Here is a 19,375-nt window from a genome sequence, read left to right on the forward strand (position 1 = left end):
TTTTACATTTTTTGGCGTCGAAATAAGAGACTTTACGGCAATAAAAACCACATTTGTAGTTTTATTACTCGAATGTGAGGTGGCAAGTACGCCACGCCAAATATCTAAATAAAGCCTTAACATCCTGACAGGGTGGAAGACCCGCTAATGAAATAGCAAGTATAGCACTCAGGCTTTTGCTACCATTTTGCGCTTTGCCTTTGAATGTTTGATGACCCCTAGTGGGCTGGAGCCTGCATGCACGCCATTGTTGACCACATTCAGTCAGTTGATCTTAATGCCGGTGAAGAAACGCATCGTTACTTGGATACGTTGACCAAGCCGCCAGGTAGTTTGGGTGCCTTGGAAGAGCTGGCTATTCAACTGAGCGCCATAACCGGTGAACTCAAGCCCAGCGTGACGCCGCCTGCGGTGGTTGTGTTTGCCGCCGATCACGGAGTTGCTGATGAGGGGGTGTCAGCTTTCCCCCAAGCAGTGACCGCTCAGATGGTGGCCAACTTTGCCAACGGTGGGGCGGCGATTAATGTCTTCGCCCGTCAGATAGGCGCGCAGGTCGAGATTGTGGATGTGGGCGTTGCTTCGCCTTTAACACTGCCTGGGGTGACCTCCGCCAAGGTGCGCCATGGCACCGCCAATATGGTGTTAGAAGACGCGATGCAATGTGATCAAGCCATAGCCGCGATTGATGTGGGTATTGCGGCCGTTAATCGAGCAAAAAGGGCAGGTGCAAAGTGCATTATGGTGGGTGAAATGGGCATCGCCAATACCACTGCCAGCAGCGCAATGTTGGTGGTGCTGACGGGTGAGTCAGTGGCAAGCGTGGTGGGCGCCGGAACCGGGATTAACCCTCAGCAGCAGGCGTACAAAGTGGCGGTGATTGAACGCGCTATTGCTGCGCGCAGCGCTGACCCTCAGGTGCCTTTAGAGGTGCTGGCCAAGTTGGGTGGTCTGGAAATAGCCGCTATGACCGGTGCTTATCTGGCAGCAGCAGCCCAGCGTTTACCGGCCATTGTGGATGGCTTTATTGCCACCGTCGCAGCGCTAACCGCTTGCCGTCTATGCCCCGCCGTTCGTGGCTATCTGATTTTTGGTCATCGCTCCCAGGAGCCAGGCCATGATGTGGCATTAAAAGCGTTGGAGGCCAAGCCGCTTCTCGATATGGGCATGCGGCTAGGGGAAGGCAGTGGTGCTGCGCTGGCGTATCCATTGCTGCAAGCGGCGACAGCGATGGTGGCGGAAATGGCTACCTTTACCGATGCCGGTGTTAGCGATAAGGCATCACCATGATCCCAGGCGCCACTTTTGGCGGTATTGTGCTGATCATCTTCGCGACCGCCATTGATTTAGTGGTTGGCGATCCGCGCTCGCTGCCACATCCGGTGGTGCTGATGGGGCGCTTTATCAGTGCTTTTGAGCGGCTGTGGAATCGTGGAACTGCACAGCAGCGCAAAGTTAGTGGCTTCCTGCTAACCATTATTGTCGTCGGTGGTGTATGGGGTATTAGCGGGCTAACGCTGGCGCTGCTGGAACGCTTGCACCCAGGGCTAGCGCTGATCGCCGAGCTTTGGCTGCTCTCTACTACGCTGGCGATCAAAGGTCTGGGCGATGCGGCCCGCGCCGTGATCCAACCGCTTACTCAAGGCGATTTGCCTGCTGCCCGCAAGGCGCTGGGGATGATTGTCGGCCGCGATACGCAAAATCTAGACGAAGCGGAGATTACTCGGGGCACGGTGGAAACCGTGGCGGAAAATACCGTTGACGGCATCACCGCGCCGCTATTTTTCGCGCTTATCGGCGGGGCGCCGCTAGCGCTGGCCTACAAGGCAGTCAATACTCTTGATTCGATGGTAGGCTACAAAAACCAGCGCTATGCCGATTTTGGCTTTGCCTCTGCCAAGCTAGACGATCTAGCTAACTGGGTACCGGCACGCTTAACCGCGCTGTGTCTATGGCTTGCAGGCTTGCTATTAAGTCTTTCAGGTGTTGTACGATTGCGTTGGCAAGGCGCACTGTGGGGCACCTTCCGCGATGCTCCGCGCCACCCCAGCCCCAACGCCGGTTGGCCAGAAGCCATGGTGGCCCGTTTGCTCGGCGTGCAGCTGGGCGGCACCAATTTCTATGGAGGCGAGGTCTCACACCGTGCGACCTTGGGCGAGCCGCTTGAGCAACTGCGTGTTGCCCATATCAGCACCACACTTCGTTTAATGCACGGCGCCTGGATACTGTTTATGTTGCTGCTTGCTGGGGTAATAGTTGGATTGATGTTTATGCTGCGAGGATCGCTATGAGTACTCCTCTATTGCCCAACGCTCCATGGCCCAGCTCTCCATGGCCCAGCCATGGCGGCCAGGCCGAGACACTGCTGGCCCATTTCGGCTTGCCCGCCGATCACCGCCTGGACGACTTTAGTGCCAACCTTAACCCCTTGGGGCCTCCGGCGTGGGTTAGCGATTGGCTGGCTAAGCAACTGGCAGGTCTTGAACGCTACCCCGCGCCGGATTACGCCGCTGCACGTCAGGCCATCGCCACCCATCACCAGCTTCAGCCCGAACAGGTACTGCTCACCAACGGTGGCGCTGAGGCAATTTTCCTCGCCGCCGCGCTGCATGCAGGTAAGCGAGCGGCGATTATTACCCCGAGCTTTGGCGAGTATGCCCGCGCTTGCCGTGCCCATCGGCTTTCAATCAGTGAGATCGCGCTGCCCGCGCCGCACTTCACGGTGGATATAGACGCGCTAACGGCTGGGCTTAACGACATTGATGTGCTGTTTCTATGCCGCCCCAATAATCCGACCGCTACGCTTATCGATATTTCAGCAATGGAAGACCTGTTGAATTACACCGCTGCGATGGGTTGCCGCGTTGTGGTCGACGAAGCCTTTATCGACATGGTGGGTGAGACGTCACAAGCGTCGTCGTTGGTGCCGCTACTGGCGCGCTACCCGCATCTGCTGCTGCTCCACTCAATGACCAAATTTTATACCCTGCCGGGGCTCCGGCTGGGCTACCTGCTGGCGGATGCGGCCACGGTTCAAGCGGCACAGGCTCACCAGCCACCTTGGAGTGTCAATCACCTCGCGGCTGAACTGGTGGCACCACTGCTGGCAGATGATGCCTTTGCCCGGCGCACCCAGCGGTGGTTGGCCAGCGAGCGCTCGCGCATGGCTGAGGCGCTTGCTCAACTAGGGCTGGAAGTCGTGCCCAGCCAGGCTTGTTTTTTTCTTATCCGGCCCTGTGCCGCGCAGGCAATCACCAGTGATGCGTTGTTTGAGCAGCTCCTACGCCGGGGTATTTTAGTGCGTCATACCCATAATTTTGCCGGGCTCAATGGTGATTGGCTGCGGGTAGCGCTGCGCGATGCCCCTGCTAATCGACGGCTGATAAGCGTGTTGAAACATGTTTTAGAAAATGTTTTGGAAAAAGGAACTGCATGATTGTCTTTGTTAGCGGCGGGGCGCGTTCCGGCAAAAGTGATATCGCCGAGCAGCTAGCAGTGAGTGCAGCAGGCAGTTCGCCCTGTTACTACTTAGCCACCGCAAACATATACGACGACGAGATGGCTGAGCGGGTGGCGCGTCATCGTCAATCCAGGCAAGGGCAGTGGCACACCGTTCAATGGAAAACGCTAGAGGCACCGCTGCATATTGATCGAGCGATTGCCAAGGTGCCTGATGGTGGCGCCGTGCTGCTGGATTGCTTAACGCTATGGGCAAGCCAAGTCCTGTACGCCAGTAAACTAAGCGAAGAAGAAGGCTTCGCGTTGCTAGTAAACGCACTGGCTGATGCCCGCGCGCGTAGCCTTTATCTAGTGATTGTCTCCAATGATATCAACGAAGCTCTGCCGCCTACGGATGCTGAAACCTGGCGCTATCTGGCATTTCTACAGCGGGCTCACTGCTGGATAGTGGCAGAGGCCGATTCTGTACTCGAAGTCGTCGCAGGCTGTGCCATTAAGTGGAAGCATCGGCAGTGGAAGCATGAGAAGGAGGTAAACGTTTGAAAAATGCCTTGTTCGGTGTGTTGCTGGCGCTGCAGTTTCTGACCCGGATTCCGATTCCAATAGCCGTTCCCTGGACGCCTGACACCCGTCGCTGGGCAGTGCGGGCCAATCCATTAGTGGGGTTGATGATAGGGAGCTTGCTGATGCTAACAGCGTTGGCTATGCACAACGTTCCCACGCCTATCACCGCTTTAGCGGTACTAAGCGTGTGGGTAGCGCTTTCCGGTGGTTTGCATCTTGACGGCGTAATGGACATCGCCGATGCCCTGGGCAGCAATCAGCCCCTGGCGCGCCGCTGGGAGATCATGAAAGACCCACAAATTGGCAGCTTTGGAATGCTGGCGCTAGTGTTTTTACTCGCCTGGAAGGGCATTCTGCTATGGGCATTGCTGGCCTATCAGGCTCCCTTGTGGTGGCTGTTGATGCTGCCTGCGCTAGGGCGCTGGGCTGGCGTTGCGTTACTGGTGCTAACACCCTGCGCCCAGCAGAAGGGCTTGGCGTGGAGCTGGCAGCAATCGCTTAGCGGTCAGGATGTGGCGCTAGCGTTGGTGCCGATCATGCTGATAGCCCTGTTAGCGCCCGCGATAGTGTTGATGATGCTTACGGTTACTGTGTTCGTGTTACTAATCCGCTGGCTAATGTTGCGACTGTTGAACGGCATTAACGGCGATATGGTAGGCGCCACCATCGAAGGAGGAGAGCTTTGGCTACTGATCTTACTGTGGAGCTGGTGGCAGTTCGCCACGGTATCACCGCTTGGAATTTAGAGCGCCGTTATCAAGGCCAGCAGGATATTCCGCTGCTGTTTCCTGATGCTGAAGCAGGGTTGCTGGAACTGCGCGACGTACTGGCGAATGAGCGGTTCGATGCTATCTATTCAAGCGATCTTAGCCGCTGCCAGCAAACCCTGGAGTGGGCTGATGTCGCCAAGGCTGGCGTGCCGCTTGTACTTGAGCAACGCCTGCGTGAACTCGATTTTGGCGAGTACGAAGGCAAAGTTTACGATGAGCTGAAAGACTTACCCCATTACCGTGCCTGGATTGATAGCGTGGGCGAACTGCAAATTCCCGGCGGAGAATCGGCGGCCCAACTGCGTGAGCGTTTAGACGCTTGGTTGCATGACCTGGCTACGAATGGCCGCGTCGACGGCCATAAAAAGATTCTGGCCGTCACCCATGGTGGCGTGATTCGTGAGCTGCGCCGCCGCTTTGAAACGATTCATTTCTGGGACGGTACCGTGCTCCAAGCCCAAGGCAGGCGCTGGCAGCTTATTTATCAGCAAGACGACCATGGAAAAGGGGAATGGCAATGCAGCTCTTCATCGGCGGTGCCTGCGCTGGCAAACGTGACGCTGTAACCGCACGCTTTCCCACCGCAAACGGGTGGCGGCTTGATGCTGCTAAGCCCTTCAGCGATAGCCAGCAAGCACTGGTAGCCGATACGCCGCTTGTTATCACAGGTGTGCTTGAGTGGCTTAGCGTTGCACTTGAGCGTGACGATAACGATGCCCTGCGCCAGCAGTGGCAGAGCGATATGGCAGCACTCTGCCAGCGCGCCGAAGAGCTAAACGCACCGTTAATCATCATTGCCAACGAAGTTGGCCGTGGGATTGTGCCCATGCAGCCCGAACAGCGTCGCTTACGTGACCTCAATGGCTGGTTCGTTCAGGATGCCACTGCCCAGGCTGAACGGGTGTGGTATGTGCGGCATGGGTTGTTACAAGCGCTGAAGGGTTAATATCCGTATGCTTGAACAAGTGAGTAATACTAAGCAATAGATTGATAGGGAGCTGGTCAAGATGCAAAGTGATTTTCTCGACGCTAGCGAGCGCCATTGGCAGGATGCTGAACAGCTCTTTCAGTCGCAGCGTTGGGCCAATGCTGACCACTTTTTTGGCATGGCGGCAGAATGCGGCCTGAAGAAATTAATGCTGGCATTCGGCATGCCATTTGATGAAAACAGAGACAAACCCCAAGAAAGTGCAGATTCAAAACATGCTGATGGTATTTGGATACGTTATGAAACTTATCGCAGTGGGCACCATCAAGGCGCTGCCTATGGACTTGAACTAGCTAATCCATTTACAGACTGGCACGTAGCGCAGCGATATGCCACTCAAGCTTGCTTTAATCAGGCTCGAGTTGAGCCGCATAGAGAAGGTGCTAAGAGAGTGCGTCAACTGCTTCGCAACGCTCAACTGGATGGTTTATATGATTACCTTTGATAACATTCTGCGTGTGCTTACCGATGTTCTGGCTCCCCATGCCGAGTTGATCGCGCAAATAAAGCCAGTTATTGCTAATCGTGATCTTAATGGTCGCGTTCGTTTGGTGTTATCTGCCAGCGTTAAGCAGGATAAGAAAGCACTTGAGCAATGCCAATTAATTGCGTCAGCTCTCTCGGAGCAGCTTGGTGCTCACGCTTTTCCCGATGAGCAGATGGTTCTGTTTGAAGACGACATAAATACTCTGTTTTCCGGTGTCTCAAAATTTGATCTAGAAGGCATCGAAGGTGCTTATGTTGTCGACCGGCTTGCTACCGAAGGGCGTTGGGCAAATATTGCAGCGGTAGCTGATGGTGTGCCTCGAGTGGTATTTTTTTCCATTAAAGGAGGCGTTGGTCGTTCAACCGCAATGGCCGCATCGGCTTGGTCACTGGCTCAGTCGGGTAAGCGCGTGATGGTGCTGGATTTGGATCTTGAATCTCCCGGGCTGTCGTCAGGGTTGTTACCAGAGGAAAGGCGTCCAAAGTATGGTATTACTGATTGGCTGGTTGAGGATTTGGTCGATAATGGAGCTGCTGTGTTTGAGGACATGGTCGCCACTAGCGAGCTTGCCCACGATGGAGAAATACTTGTTGTACCTGCCCACGGTGCTGATCCCGGTGACTATATCGCCAAGCTGGGTCGGGTCTGGATGCCAAAACACAACGACGTCGGAGTGCGTGAGGTATGGTCTCAGCGCCTTGACCGATTGATCGGTCAATTAGAGTACCGCTGGCAGCCGGATATTATTCTGATCGACTCCCGCTCTGGGATTGACGATGTTGCGTCAAGTTGTGTGACAGACCTGGGCGCTGGGCTAGTGCTTTTATTCGCCATTGATGGTGAGCAAACATGGTCGGGATATCGAATCTTGTTTGATTATTGGCATAAAGCAGGGGTTGCCCAGGATATTCGTGAACGCTTGCAACTAGTCGGCGCGATGATTCCGGACATTGGCGCTGCTGAGTATTTTGGATCTTTGAATGAACACAGTTGGGATTTGTTTGCTGAGTCTTTGTACGATGATGTTCCCCCCGGCGAGACGACCGAAACGCTATGGAACTTCGATGATAGCGATGAAACTGCTCCGCATTACCCATGGCCGATTAATTGGCACCGTGGCTTTGCCGCTTTAACGTCCTTACACAGTCGCTTGGAGCAAATAGATCGTCATGAGGTCGATTCTATATATGGCTCATTAATTAATGGATTAGGTGTCTCCGCTTCTTTTCAGGAGAAAAAAGATGACAGGGCTTAGCAAAATAAGGGAAGCCATCTTGCAGGCGCTGCCAGTTGATACGTCTTACAATGGAGGTGCTCCCCCGCAAGAGCATCTCTATGTGCCACCTACACATTTAAAAGCTCTAAGACCCGAGTGTCAGTTGGTGGTGGGTACTCGAGGGGTAGGGAAGTCGGTCTGGACGGCTGCCCTGAATGATCGAGCTTTAAGAAGCCGGTTGGGCTCCTCAATTCCAAAGCTGGATCAAGCAGAAATTCGGATAGGCTTCTCAGAACGTCCTGAGCCTGACCGTTATCCAGATGCGGCTACACTAGATCAACTAATGAAGGCTGGCGCTGAGCCTTATGCCGTCTGGCGAGCCGTGGTTGTACGTTGGTTAGCAGAGCTTCTAAAAGAGAGCATTCCTCGCTCAAGTTGGCAAGAAAGCGTCGAATGGGTTAGTGGTAATCCAGAGCGTGTTGCCCAAATGATGATACTTGCTAGCGAGCGACTTAACGAGGAACAAAAGGACGCGTTCATACTTTTCGATGCCTTGGATAGAATCAGTAGTGATTGGCATATCATGGATGAGATCGTACGTGATCTACTGCGTGTTGCCCTTTGGCTAAAGCCTTATCCTCGTATTTTTGCCAAAATCTTCCTCCGTGACGATCAGTTGGAGCGAACGGTGACAGATTTCCCTGACGCTTCAAAGCTTTTGGCTACTAAAGCTGAGTTATCCTGGGCGCGCCATGACTTACATGGTTTGCTTTGGCAATATTTTTTAAATGGCCCGAACGAACATGGTCAGCTGCTGCGAGAGTTGTATTCGCGTACCTTGCTAAATGATCCTCGGCAAGAGGATGGGCTATTTATCCTTAATGATGAGATTAAAAGAGAAACACCTGCACAGCGAGCACTGTTTGAGGCATTAGCAGGGCCTTGGATGGGAAGAGACCACCGGCGAGGCGTGCCCTACAGTTGGACGGTTGGACACTTAGCTGATGGGCAAGGGCGAACGTCACCGCGTTCATTTATTGCGGCTATTCGACAAGCGATAGAGGACACCCATGAACGCTATCCAGAGCATCCATATGCCTTGCACTTTGAAAGTATCAAACGAGGCGTGCAAGAGGCATCTGCAATTCGGGTCAGTGAGTTAACTGAAGATTACCCTTGGGTGCGCGAAGTACTTGTTCCATTACGAGGAATGACAGTACCCATTACGTTTGAAGTTATTCAACAGCGCTGGGAGGAGAGATTCCCCAGTGGCCCCAAAGATGCTGATGCAGGTGGCCGATTGCCGCCGCAGCATGGGGAGAAAGGCTGGATTGGCGTTCGCGACGATTTATTATCCGTTGGTGTTTTTGAGCAACGCAAAGACGGCCGAATCGACATGCCCGACCTATATCGAGTGGGTTTTGGGCTAGGGCGCCGGGGTGGTGTTAAACCGAAAAAATAATCAATATCAAACGCCGCCGCTCAAACAGAGCAAGTATGGTATGTCCGACATGGGTTGGTGATGGCGGTTAAGTAGCTGACGAATCAGTCGCTGAAAAGAGCATCTAGGGGCTAGCAGGTTAAGCTGCTGGTTTGTGGGGGCGGGCTGTGATATTCACCCCTAACGCACGGGTTACCGCTAACATAGTCTTGAGCGTTGGGTTACCTGCTTCGCCAAAGGAGCGGTAAAGCTGTTCGCGTGACAATCCCGTTTCAGTCGCCAGTTGAGACATGCCTTTCGCTCTGGCGGCTACGCCAACAGCTTTTGCAATGTAGCTGGCATCACCGGTTTCAAAAGCATCTGCAAGAAATATCGCAATGGCTTCTTCGTTATCCAGCGCTGCAGCAGGATCGTAATCGTAAAGTTGTTCGCTCATCTTTACCTCCATCCCCCCGATAAACGTGAATGTAGTTTATAAACTACAAGCTTTGCAACAGTAAAATTGACCTTCCCTTTCAATTGACCTCCTTTGGGCAAGTTGCTAGCTTACGCCCACTCTCAGGTGCTGGCGGTGGATTAAAGCCGCTAGTGAAACGGGAAGTTGGTGAACGCCTTGCGTGATTCCAACGCTGCCCCCGCAACGGTGATCGAGATAAGAACGGCTAAGACGCCACTGTGCTAACGCACGGGAAGGTGGTCGTTCGGAAAGAATGAAGACGTCTTTCGCTCGTCAGCCCGGAGACCGGCCCGAGAGTAATGGTTCAACCTGAACCGATATATGCCGAGGTGCGGTGGGCGCTCTCAGGGCGATTAACGGTGGTGCGATGCGATCATGCAGCGCGACCGAGACTCCCTTGTTTGATCCTCCGCTCGGTCAAAAAACTGCGCTGTGCGGGTGAGCACAACGAGCAAGGGGTCTCACATGAACCATCGTTACCACACCACCGCCAAACGGGCGGCGTTTAGTATGGCTGCTTTACCACTAGCCTTTCACATCCAAGCCGAAGCCCAATACGCCGAAACAACGACCGATTTGGCCACGCTTGATCCTGTCGTCGTTACCGCTGCGTTAGCGCCCCGCACCGCCAATGAAAGCCTCTCTTCCGTTAGCGTGCTGGATGAAGCTACTTTTCGCCGCCAAGACCCCACCAGCCTGACCGATCTTCTGCGCGGCCAGCCGGGCGTTGATGTCACGAGTAACGGCAGCTTTGGTAAAAGTAGCAGCGTTTATCTACGGGGTGCGCCCAGCGATGCCTCTGTGCTAATGATCGATGGTATCCGGCTACGATCCGCCACGGCGGGCGGTGCTGCATTTCAGTACTTGGATCCGCGTATGTTTGATCGTGCGGAAATCGTGCGCGGCCCCCGCGGTAGTCTTTACGGAGCGGATGCCGTCGGCGGCGTGATACAGCTTTTTACCCCTGATGGTGACGAAGAGGGGCCGCAACCGAGAATTTCAGTCGGCGGTGGTTCATTCAATACCCAGAGGTTAAGCGCAGGCGTTTCAGGGCGCGAGGGGGGCACGCGTTACAGCTTTGCCGCTAGCCATTTCAATACCGATGGCCAGCCCATTCGTCGGGGTGGTGAGGACAAAGGCTACGACAATACCTCAGCGCTAGCCCGCGTTGCGCATACCTTTGAGAGTGGCGCTGAAGTTGGCGTGCTGGCACTGCGCGCTCGCGGTAACAACGAATATGACGGTGGGGAGAATGACTTCGTCCAGCAGGTAGCAGGCGTCTACGCTGAGTTGCCGGTAACTGATACGTGGCAGAGCCGACTGACCCTTAGCGAAGCCCGCGATGAGTTGGACACAATCGATAATTTCGGCGCCTCCATCATCGATACCCGCACGCAAACCGCACGTTGGCAGAACAACATTCAGTTTGGTGCCCATGAGTTGATCGCTGGCGCTGAAATCAGCGAAGACCGCGTTTCAAGCACCAACGATTTTGACGTTACCAGCCGTGATAACAAAGCAGTGTTTACCCAAGGGTTACTTGACTTTTCGCCGTTCGCCATTCAAGCAAGCCTGCGTTATGACGATAACGAAGCCTATGGTGATGAAGTCACCGGCAGCTTGGCGCTGGGCTACGATCTGGATAGCTACCACACGCTGCGTGCCAGTGTAGGCACTGCGTTTAAAGCACCGAGCTTCAATGACCTTTATTGGCCGGATTCGGGTAACCCTGATCTCAATCCGGAAACCTCTGAAACCGTCGAGGTGGGCGTTCGCGGCCAATACAGCCAGTGGTTCTGGGACTTGGCCGCCTTTCAAAACGACTACGACGACATGATTGCCTGGGCGCCAACGTCGAGTGGCTTATGGGCGCCGCAAAACGTTAACAGCGCGCGTATACGCGGGGCTGAGCTGTCAAGCGGCGTAGAGGTCAACGACTGGACACTCCAAGCTGCCTTCACCTACCTGGATCCGGAAGACCGGGCAACCGGCAATCGATTAGCCCGCCGGGCCACTCAAAGTGTGCGATTGGATGCAGATCGGGAACTTGGCGATTGGTCGTTGGGCGGATCACTTGTAGCGCAGAGTTACCGTTACGATAACACCACCAATACCCAGCGTTTAGGAGGCTATGGGCTGGTTAACCTGCGCGCTGGCTGGCAGTTTGCGCCACTCTGGAGCGCTCGTGTTACGCTAGAAAATGCCTTTGATAAAGAGTATTCAACCACCCGTGATTACATCAACGCTGGCCGAGCAGGGTTCTTGAGTGTTCACTTTGGCCAATAGAAAAAGTGGTTTTGCGCGCGGAGCCCTGGGCCTCGCGCTGCTATTGATGGTGTCTGTTGCACCGGCACACGAGCACTCGCGCTGCGCAGTCGATGATCGTGACCGTGAGGTCTGTCTGTATAATGCTGCTCAGCGCATTGCTACGCTCTCGCCTGGCGCAACCGAGCTGACTTATGCGGCAGGCGCAGGAGATCAAGTGGTCGCCGTCGTCTCGTATAGTGACTATCCCCCGGAAGCCAAGCAAGTGGCGTCAGTGGGCAGCCATACCCGAATTGATTTAGAAAAGCTGGTGGGGCTTGCACCCGATATAGTGATTGGTTGGGTGACGGGTAACCCCGCCGAACAGCTTGAAACCCTTGAAGCCCTGGGCATGCCAGTGTTCTATATCGAGCCCCGCGATGTAGAAGGCGTGGCCAGCGCCATTGAGCGCTTGGCAAGGTTGGCAGGTACAGAAACAGCGGGACAAGCAGTGGCCGACAATTTCCGCAATACCATGAACGCCCTTGAAGAGCACTATCGAGACCGGGAGCCGGTACCCACGTTTTACCAAGTGTGGGATGTGCCGCTAATGAGCGTTAACGATCAGCACCTGATCGGCCAAGTGGTTAAGATCTGTGGCGGTGAGAATGTGTTTGGCGAACAGGCACGCCTGGTACCCCGTATCGATGATGAAGCCGTGCTGGCAGCTAATCCTGAAGCGATTGTTGCCGGTGGCATGGGGGAAGAGAACCGCCACTGGCTGACCCACTGGGAGCAGTATCCCAACTTGGCGGCGGTTGCGGAAGATAATCTCTTTTTTGTGCCGCCCTCACTGATTCAGCGGCCCACGCCGCGACTGATGGAGGGCACCCAGCTCCTCTGTGAGAAGCTCGATATCGCCCGCCAAAAACGTGAGCGCAGTTAATGCTCGCACGCTTGGGCCTGCCGCTGAGCCTGCTATTACTAGCGGCCTTGGCTTCGCTGATCCTCGCCATGGGTGTCGGCAGTGCGCAACTCTCTCCTGCGCAAATTTGGCAGGTGTTGATGGGTGACAATGTGCAAGGCCAGGGCGATGCCTTGGCGCGTACCATGGTGATCGAGCTGCGCTTGCCCAGAGCGCTAAGTGCCTTTGCGGTGGGTGGCTTGCTGGCGGTAGCCGGTACGTTGATGCAGGTGTTGCTGCGTAACCCCCTGGCAGACCCTTACGTGCTTGGCCTTTCCGGTGGCGCCTCGATTGGCGCACTGGCAGCCATGCTGGGCGGGCTAGGCGGCCTGGCGATTTCGGGCTCGGCCTTTGGCGGCGCGCTGTTTTCGACGTTGTTAGTGTTTGGTTTGGCCCACGGCAGCGGCGGCTGGACGCCTTCGCGGTTGCTGCTCACCGGTGTGGTGGTCGCGGCGGGGTGGGGCGCGGTGATTACCTTGATGCTGGCGATGAGCCCCGCCGAACGCCTGCCGGGTATGCTCTATTGGCTGATGGGCGATCTCTCCTACGCGCGTACCCCTTGGCCGCCGCTGCTATTGTTATTGGTTACCTGCGTGGTACTGATTCCGCTTGGGCGTAGCCTGAATGTTCTGGCCCGAGGCCCTCAGCAGGCTGCCGCGCTGGGCGTTGCGGTTAGGCCGCTGGAGTGGTGTATCTATATTGCCGCCAGCCTACTCACCGCAGCGGCAGTGACCACCGCCGGCAGCATTGGCTTTGTCGGTTTAGTGGTGCCGCATATGCTGCGCCTGCTGTTAGGCAACGACCAGAGGCTGATACTGCCCGCCTGTGCGTTGGCGGGGGGCACGCTATTGGTGTTGGCGGACACACTAGCCCGCACCATGATCGCTCCGGAACAGCTGCCCGTAGGCGTGATCACTGCGCTGTTGGGCGTGCCCACCTTCCTGTTTCTGCTCTACCGGAGCCGCTGATGAGCGTACTGGCTACCCGAGACCTCATCATCGACGTGCCGGGACGTGAAGGTGGCACACCGCTTAATTTAACTGTTGAACCAGGCCAAGTGTGGGGTGTGTTGGGCCCTAACGGGGCGGGTAAAACCACGCTGCTGCATACTTTGGCGGGGCTGCATGCCCCACGTTCGGGCAGCGTTCAGCTCAACGAGTCAGTGCTTGGTCAGCTGCGCCGCCGGCATATCGCCCAGTGTTTGGGATTGGTGTTTCAGGATCGCCAGGATGGCTTTCCCGCAACCGTGCTGGAAACCGCGCTGATTGGCCGTCATCCCTATCTCTCGCCGTGGCAGATGGAGGGGGCTGAAGACTACGCCCGCGCGGAAGCCGCCCTTGAGCGCCTGGATGTTGCGCACCTCCGTGACCGCTTGGTAAGCACACTTTCCGGTGGCGAGCGCCAGCGGGTGGCGATTGCCACGGTGCTGACGCAAGCGCCCAATGTGTGGCTAGCGGATGAACCCACCAACCATCTGGATCTTCATCACCAGAGTGCCGTGATGGCGCTAATGGCAGAACAGGCCATTCAGGGGCAGGCGGTCATCATGTGTTTACACGACCTAAACCTTGCTGCCCGCTGGTGCGACCATGTGCTGTTGCTTTATCCCAATGGCGAGGCGTGCTGGGGCTCGCGGGATAACATGCTGGTGCCCAGCGCGCTGGAAGATCTCTACCGCCAAAAGCTAGCAGTAGTAGAGGTGGATGGTGCACCGGTGTTTGTGCCGATAAAGGGGTGATACTTACTGCTCCAGCTCTTCCCGCCAGGAGTGGCGTGGTTCAAAGCCGACCAGACGACGGGCCTTTTCGATGCAGTAGAAGGTTTCGAATTCATCCATTTCTCGCTTGATGGGTACGCCGGAGTAGAAGCGCTCTATTACCTGGGCGTTGGTCAGGCCTACTGATAGCTCGTTATTGGCGACGTTAAACACCTGGTAGCCGAGGCCATCCGTTTTCAGGCAGCAATCGACCATCTGGCCCAGGTCGCGGGCGTCGATATAGGCGAAGATATTGCGGCGGCGCAGGGCGGGATCGTCCATGTAGGCTGGGAAATTCTGGCGGTATTCGTGGGGCTCGATAACGTTGTTGATGCGCAGGCCGTAGATGTCGATGCCCGAGCGCGCCTGGAAGGAGCGTGCCGTTACTTCGTTTACCACCTTGCTCATGGCGTAGCTATCTTGAGGCACGGTGGGGTGCTCTTCATCGACGGGCAAGTAGTCGGGCTTTTGCTCGCCATCAGCGAAGCAGACACCGTAGGTGGTCTCGCTAGAGGCGAAGATGACCTTGGGAATGCCTAGCTTGGTGGCGGCATCAAGAATGTTGTAGGTACTTAGCGCATTGATGCGGTAGGTCTCGTTGTCCGGCCTATGCAGAATGGCTGGTATGGCCGCGAAGTGGACAATCGCATCATAACGCGGCACGCCGGTGCCGGATTCAAGCTCATCGAACCCAGCGTAGGCTTGGCAAGCATTAAACACTTGCCCTGCATCGGTCAGATCGGTTTTCAGGGTAGTAATACCGGGCACGTCAGACGCCACCCAATCCAAATTGGTAACTCGATGGCCTTGATCGCGAAGATAAGCGGTCGCATGACGACCAGCTTTGCCACTGCCGCCGGTGAACAGAATACGCATATGAACTCCACCAATGAATAGAATGAGCTCCTCCACCTTAGCAAAGAAAAATCCTCACCTCCGAAAATGATTTTGTGTTCTACACTAAAAATGATTCGGAACCTTGTTGATCCGATCGATCATCGTCTGATCCTAACAATAGCGTGTCCACAAAAACGGGAGGTCGTTATGGTCAATCATGTTTGGGGGCTTCTCCATCATCCTGAACGGGAGTGGTATAAGATCAGTGAGGAGCATGAGTCTGTCAGTCATCTCTATGCTCACCATGTCCTGTTACTCGCTGCCGTTCCTGTTGTCTGTGCCCTGATAGGCACCACCCAGGTAGGCTGGACTTATGGTGGTTCGGCAACCTATAAAGTCTCCCTTGCCAACGGTATTGCCTTAGGCGTGGCTTTTTATGCGCTGATGCTAATGGCTGTGGGGGTGGTGGGGAGTGTGATCCATTGGATGGCCCGCCGTATTGATAATCGACCTAGCCGCCGCGACTGTATTATCTTCGCAGGTTATATTGCGACCCCGATGTTTCTCAGCGGCGTTTTTGCGCTCTATCCGGTTTTCTGGTTGTGTGTGCTAGGGATGGTGATCGGCCTGCTCTATAGCACCTATCTGCTCTACAAGGGAACGCCCAGCTTTCTGGGAATCAGTCATAAGCAGGGGTTTATTCTGTCGACCACGACGCTGGGTATCGGTGTTTTGGTGCTGGAGGCGCTGCTTGTCGTCGTTGTACTTCTGTGGAGTATGGGCACGGATCACAGTGTGGTTTGGCATTTTTTTCGGTGAATGAGGACTGTAGCGCCGGGGGGCACGAAAGTTTGCGCTGTCGGTAACTGAGCATTTTTCCTAGCAGACTAGGAGCTAGCTAAATCGCACTGTGAAAACGCATGACTTGCTTGCCATCGACAGGATCATCGATCACATGGGCATAGACCCCAAAGGTCTGTTGTAGCCTGTTAGGCGTGAGTATGTCTTGGGGGAGGCCGCTATCGATCAGGCGGCCGCCATCCATGACGCCGATGCGGTCACATTCCATGGCTTGATTAAGATCATGCAGTGAGATAACCACCGTGATCGGTAGTTGCCTGACCAATTCAAGAATCGAAAGCTGGTGGCGAATATCCAGATGATTGGTGGGTTCATCCAATAGCAGAATTTTAGGCTGTTGTGCCAGCGCTCGGGCAATATGAACTCGCTGGCGCTCACCGCCAGAGAGGGTATGCCAAAGGCGATCGGCCATGTGCGCCATATCCACATCTGCCAGCGCCTGCGCCACGATGGCATCATCTTCCGTTGACCAGGGACGCAACGCGGAAAGGAAAGGTGTACGACCCAGTGATACCACTTGGTGCACGGTAATGCGGTCGGTAGTGTCCGCCTGCTGTTCCACCAAGGCAACGGATTGTGCGATCGCCCGTTGCTTGAGCGTGTGCAGGGGCTGGCTATCCATCAACACCCGTCCTGCCTTGGGTTTGTTCAATCCCGCCAACAGACGCAACAGGGAGGTTTTCCCCGAGCCGTTCGGCCCCACCAGCCCAAAGGTCTGGCCGGGCTCGACGGTAAGATTGACGTCAGCAAGCAATGGCGTGCCGTGCACTGACCACGCAAGCTGTTCAGCCGATAAGCGCATCAGGACCTCTTGCCGCGAACCAGGATCAGCGCAAACGCGGGCGCGCCGATCAGTGAGGTAATCACCCCGATGGGAAGTACTTGGCCGGAGATCAGCACCCGGGAAAGAATATCCGAACCGATCAAGAACACGGCGCCTGCCAGAGCGGTTGCTGGCACCAGTCGGGTATGGCGGCTCCCCACGATAAAACGCATCGCGTGAGGGATCACCAGACCCACAAACCCAATCGCCCCTACGATAGACACCATCACCGCCGTGACCAGCGCCATGGCGATAATCAGCATGCCACGCACCGGGCGCACCGCGATGCCCATGGAGGCGGCGCTGTCTGCGCCGAAGGTAAATGCATCCAGGGAACGCCGGTGCCACAGGCAAACCTGCAGCCCGAATAGCGCAGCAGGCACCGCCAAGGATACATCGGCCCAGCGTACCCCGGATAGATTGCCCATCAGCCAAAACATGATGCCCCGGGCCTGCTCGGCGCTCGCTGACTTGGTAATGATAAAAGCGGTCAGCGCATTGAACAGCTGCGAGCCTGCAATACCCGCCAAAATAATTGCCCCGGCGGCCTGAACGCCGCGCCCGCCACCCACACCGCTGTTGGCTGCATGGGCGAGCATCACCACGATACCAAAGGAGAGTAGGGCGCCGATAAAGGCGCCGAGGGAGAGCGAAAGTGCTCCTGCGCCCAGCCCGGCGACGGCCACCGCCACCGCCCCGGTAGAAGCCCCAGCGGAAATACCCATCAAGTAGGGGTCAGCCAAGGGGTTACGCAGCAGCGCCTGTAGCACGACCCCGGCCAGGGCCAAGCTGGTGCCGCAACAGGCGGCAACCACGGCGCGGCTGAGACGATAGTTCCAAATAATGCCCGCGTCGATTCGGTCAACCGGGTAATCCGTTCCTATCAGCTGGTTGGCGAGCACTTTGACAATGGTATCCACGGGAATCGGCGTCTCGCCGATGGCGGTGCCCGCGATCAGTGCCGTCACAAGCACGAGCGGCGTTATCCATAGCCAGCGCAACCCGAAGTGTGCGGAGGAAGCCCTCGTTAGCGCTATGCTCATTCGTTAAACGACATATTGGATAGTGCCTCGGCAAGTGATTCAAGGCCGTAAATAGTGCGCATAGTGGCGCTCATGGCGTGGGCGTCCATCTCGACGATACGGTTATTTTTAACCGCGTTCATCTCGCGGGTGACCAGGTCACTACGTAAAAACTCACGTTTTGCTTCAATGTCATCGGCAGGAAAGCGGCGGCGATCCATACTGGCGATAACAAGCACATCGGGATCGGCTCTGGCGATGCTTTCCCAGCCCACCGTGGGCCACTCTTCGTCAGACTCGATGACATTACGAATGCCGAGTTTTTCCATCATATACCCTGGTGCACCCAGTTGCCCCGCCACGAAAGGGCTAACCCCCAGGTCTGTCGATGAAAACCAGAATGCCGCCGACAAGTCTTCCGGTAAATCAAGGCTGCTCGCCAAGTCGATAGCGCGCTGTTCGCGGGCGGTAAGGTCGGCTATCAGCGCCTCGCCAGCGTCTTGAACATCGTAGATCTCGGCTAACTCGGTGATCCCTTTATAGATGGAGTCAGTCGAGAAGGCGGCGGTGCGGGTGCCATCGCCGCCGGTAGAGTTATCCTTGGTGTCGCAATCGGCGGGCATAATATAGGTATTAATACCCAGCTCATGAAACTGCTCACGGGTGGCGACACTGCCGGTGGGGCCCACGTGCCACTCATACTGCACCGCCACCAGATCAGGCCTTTTATTGACCACGGCCTCGAAGCTCGGGTCGTCGTTGGCGATCCGCTCGATCGCTTCATTGGCATCAGCAAACTGGGGAAGAACCGGATTAAACCAAACCGAGGTGCCATTCACTCGATCAGCGAGCCCCAGCGAATAGAGAATCTCCGTGGCTGACTGGCCAACCGTCACCGTTCGCTCCGGGGGGGACGTCACACTGAAGTCAACGCCGCAATTGGTTAGCGTAAGGGGGTAGTCGGTGGAGGCGTAAGCCGCCTGTGCAAGGCCAACAGCGCTCGCGGCGATGGCCGTGGTCAATCTCAACATCATGTACACTCCCGTGCATGATGAGCTCCGCATTCGGGCAGAAAATACTGACCGAGCCACTTTGCTCGATGTAAGTAATATATCGGCAGTTCTCCTGACTGACGGGTCATGGCTAGCTCGCCTTCCCAGACTCTGTGTCCAGTGGCATCAAAGAGCATCGCTCGCCGCCTACAGTTGCGGGGGCAGTTCCGGTTCGCGGCAAGCCGCGGCGGATTCTCTATTAAGTTCCGTGGGAACACCGACACTGGCCATTCTAGGTTGCAGGTGGATAGCGAACAACAGAAAGCCTAAGGATCTTATGAGTCTTTGTTTAAAATGAGATGTTATAACATTGTGTTATGTAGGAGCGTAAAAATCCAACTGTATCCTTAGCATAAGTGATATATGTCCTCGCAAAGTTAATAGCTTGCAACAAATTGGCCTCGCCGCCACCCCTTCCTCTATACTGAACGCCTTTT

20 protein-coding genes and 2 riboswitches are annotated in these 19,375 nt (G+C 55.7%); of the genes, 15 read left to right on the forward strand and 5 right to left on the reverse strand.

The features are described 5' to 3' along the window. Positions 1 to 237 precede the first annotated feature (237 nt). The 10 genes from cobT (at position 238) to HZS52_RS14725 (ending at position 8,943) form a co-directional block, all read left to right on the forward strand. Positions 238 to 1,287 (forward strand): nicotinate-nucleotide--dimethylbenzimidazole phosphoribosyltransferase, encoded by a 1,050-nt coding sequence (gene cobT, locus HZS52_RS14680; RefSeq protein WP_190373040.1) that lies wholly within the window; start codon positions 238 to 240, stop codon positions 1,285 to 1,287. Beyond that, complete coding sequence (cbiB, locus tag HZS52_RS14685; protein WP_041158611.1) at positions 1,284 to 2,288, forward strand: adenosylcobinamide-phosphate synthase CbiB; 1,005 nt, start codon at positions 1,284 to 1,286, stop codon at positions 2,286 to 2,288. The genes cobT and cbiB overlap by 4 nt, the downstream gene beginning before the upstream one ends. Further along, positions 2,285 to 3,433, forward strand: coding sequence for a threonine-phosphate decarboxylase CobD (gene cobD, locus HZS52_RS14690; protein WP_190373041.1), 1,149 nt, complete (start codon positions 2,285 to 2,287; stop codon positions 3,431 to 3,433). Before cbiB ends, cobD begins: the two co-directional genes overlap by 4 nt. Further along, positions 3,430 to 3,999, forward strand: a complete 570-nt coding sequence (locus HZS52_RS14695; protein WP_190373042.1) for a bifunctional adenosylcobinamide kinase/adenosylcobinamide-phosphate guanylyltransferase — start codon at positions 3,430 to 3,432, stop codon at positions 3,997 to 3,999. Before cobD ends, HZS52_RS14695 begins: the two co-directional genes overlap by 4 nt. After that, positions 3,996 to 4,766, forward strand: a complete 771-nt coding sequence (gene cobS, locus HZS52_RS14700) for an adenosylcobinamide-GDP ribazoletransferase (protein ID WP_190373043.1) — start codon at positions 3,996 to 3,998, stop codon at positions 4,764 to 4,766. Before HZS52_RS14695 ends, cobS begins: the two co-directional genes overlap by 4 nt. Further along, positions 4,703 to 5,356, forward strand: a complete 654-nt coding sequence (locus HZS52_RS14705) for a histidine phosphatase family protein (RefSeq protein WP_041158608.1) — start codon at positions 4,703 to 4,705, stop codon at positions 5,354 to 5,356. The genes cobS and HZS52_RS14705 overlap by 64 nt, the downstream gene beginning before the upstream one ends. Further along, a complete protein-coding gene (locus HZS52_RS14710) occupies positions 5,308 to 5,736 on the forward strand; it encodes a bifunctional adenosylcobinamide kinase/adenosylcobinamide-phosphate guanylyltransferase (protein ID WP_190373044.1) in 429 nt (142 codons plus the stop codon). Before HZS52_RS14705 ends, HZS52_RS14710 begins: the two co-directional genes overlap by 49 nt. Before the next feature lie 61 nt (positions 5,737 to 5,797). Beyond that, the gene (locus tag HZS52_RS14715) at positions 5,798 to 6,223 is read left to right on the forward strand and encodes an SAM-dependent methyltransferase (RefSeq protein ID WP_190373045.1); all 426 of its coding nucleotides are present in this window, start codon (positions 5,798 to 5,800) and stop codon (positions 6,221 to 6,223) included. Beyond that, positions 6,210 to 7,520 (forward strand): tyrosine-protein kinase family protein, encoded by a 1,311-nt coding sequence (locus tag HZS52_RS14720; RefSeq protein WP_190373046.1) that lies wholly within the window; start codon positions 6,210 to 6,212, stop codon positions 7,518 to 7,520. Before HZS52_RS14715 ends, HZS52_RS14720 begins: the two co-directional genes overlap by 14 nt. Beyond that, positions 7,507 to 8,943, forward strand: coding sequence for an ATP-binding protein (locus tag HZS52_RS14725; RefSeq protein WP_190373047.1), 1,437 nt, complete (start codon positions 7,507 to 7,509; stop codon positions 8,941 to 8,943). Before HZS52_RS14720 ends, HZS52_RS14725 begins: the two co-directional genes overlap by 14 nt. Positions 8,944 to 9,061: 118 nt before the next feature. On the opposite strand, the gene HZS52_RS14730 is transcribed toward HZS52_RS14725, so the two are convergent. Next, positions 9,062 to 9,358: an addiction module antidote protein gene (locus tag HZS52_RS14730; RefSeq protein ID WP_190373048.1), complete on the reverse strand. Its 297-nt coding sequence runs from the start codon at positions 9,356 to 9,358 to the stop codon at positions 9,062 to 9,064. Positions 9,359 to 9,465: 107 nt separating this feature from the next. Beyond that, positions 9,466 to 9,687, forward strand: a riboswitch (cobalamin riboswitch). A gap of 157 nt (positions 9,688 to 9,844) precedes the next feature. On the opposite strand from HZS52_RS14730, the gene HZS52_RS14735 reads away from it, so the two are divergent. Genes HZS52_RS14735 through HZS52_RS14750 form a run of 4 tightly spaced genes read left to right on the forward strand, consistent with a single transcriptional unit; the run spans position 9,845 to position 14,325 of the window. Then, positions 9,845 to 11,665, forward strand: coding sequence for a TonB-dependent receptor domain-containing protein (locus HZS52_RS14735; RefSeq protein ID WP_041158605.1), 1,821 nt, complete (start codon positions 9,845 to 9,847; stop codon positions 11,663 to 11,665). After that, entirely contained in the window at positions 11,646 to 12,569 is a 924-nt protein-coding gene (locus HZS52_RS14740) for a cobalamin-binding protein (RefSeq protein WP_152618911.1), read from the forward strand. Before HZS52_RS14735 ends, HZS52_RS14740 begins: the two co-directional genes overlap by 20 nt. Continuing rightward, a complete protein-coding gene (locus HZS52_RS14745; protein WP_041158603.1) occupies positions 12,569 to 13,555 on the forward strand; it encodes a FecCD family ABC transporter permease in 987 nt (328 codons plus the stop codon). The genes HZS52_RS14740 and HZS52_RS14745 overlap by 1 nt, the downstream gene beginning before the upstream one ends. After that, complete coding sequence (locus tag HZS52_RS14750) at positions 13,555 to 14,325, forward strand: ABC transporter ATP-binding protein (protein ID WP_190373049.1); 771 nt, start codon at positions 13,555 to 13,557, stop codon at positions 14,323 to 14,325. Before HZS52_RS14745 ends, HZS52_RS14750 begins: the two co-directional genes overlap by 1 nt. Positions 14,326 to 14,328: 3 nt before the next feature. Here HZS52_RS14750 and HZS52_RS14755 read toward each other — a convergent pair whose 3' ends face one another. Beyond that, positions 14,329 to 15,219, reverse strand: a complete 891-nt coding sequence (locus tag HZS52_RS14755; RefSeq protein WP_190373050.1) for an NAD-dependent epimerase/dehydratase family protein — start codon at positions 15,217 to 15,219, stop codon at positions 14,329 to 14,331. A gap of 168 nt (positions 15,220 to 15,387) precedes the next feature. Between HZS52_RS14755 and HZS52_RS14760 the strand changes: the two genes are divergently transcribed. After that, positions 15,388 to 15,999 carry a Yip1 family protein gene (locus HZS52_RS14760; RefSeq protein WP_039859168.1) on the forward strand — a complete coding sequence of 204 codons (612 nt, stop codon included), beginning with the start codon at positions 15,388 to 15,390 and terminating at the stop codon, positions 15,997 to 15,999. 79 nt (positions 16,000 to 16,078) lie between these two features. Here HZS52_RS14760 and HZS52_RS14765 read toward each other — a convergent pair whose 3' ends face one another. The 3 genes from HZS52_RS14765 to HZS52_RS14775 are packed head-to-tail and all read right to left on the reverse strand — an operon-like array spanning position 16,079 to position 18,920. Next, positions 16,079 to 16,843, reverse strand: a complete 765-nt coding sequence (locus HZS52_RS14765) for an ABC transporter ATP-binding protein (RefSeq protein WP_022523064.1) — start codon at positions 16,841 to 16,843, stop codon at positions 16,079 to 16,081. Continuing rightward, the gene (locus HZS52_RS14770; protein WP_190373051.1) at positions 16,843 to 17,907 is read right to left on the reverse strand and encodes a FecCD family ABC transporter permease; all 1,065 of its coding nucleotides are present in this window, start codon (positions 17,905 to 17,907) and stop codon (positions 16,843 to 16,845) included. The genes HZS52_RS14765 and HZS52_RS14770 overlap by 1 nt, the downstream gene beginning before the upstream one ends. Next, on the reverse strand, positions 17,904 to 18,920 hold the full coding sequence (locus tag HZS52_RS14775; RefSeq protein ID WP_190373052.1) for an ABC transporter substrate-binding protein: 1,017 nt from the start codon (positions 18,918 to 18,920) through the stop codon (positions 17,904 to 17,906). The genes HZS52_RS14770 and HZS52_RS14775 overlap by 4 nt, the downstream gene beginning before the upstream one ends. Before the next feature lie 64 nt (positions 18,921 to 18,984). After that, positions 18,985 to 19,175: riboswitch (cobalamin riboswitch) on the reverse strand. Positions 19,176 to 19,375 lie beyond the last annotated feature (200 nt).

Origin of the sequence: Vreelandella titanicae, from assembly GCF_014697095.1 — a bacterium.
GTDB lineage: Bacteria > Pseudomonadota > Gammaproteobacteria > Pseudomonadales > Halomonadaceae > Vreelandella > Vreelandella titanicae.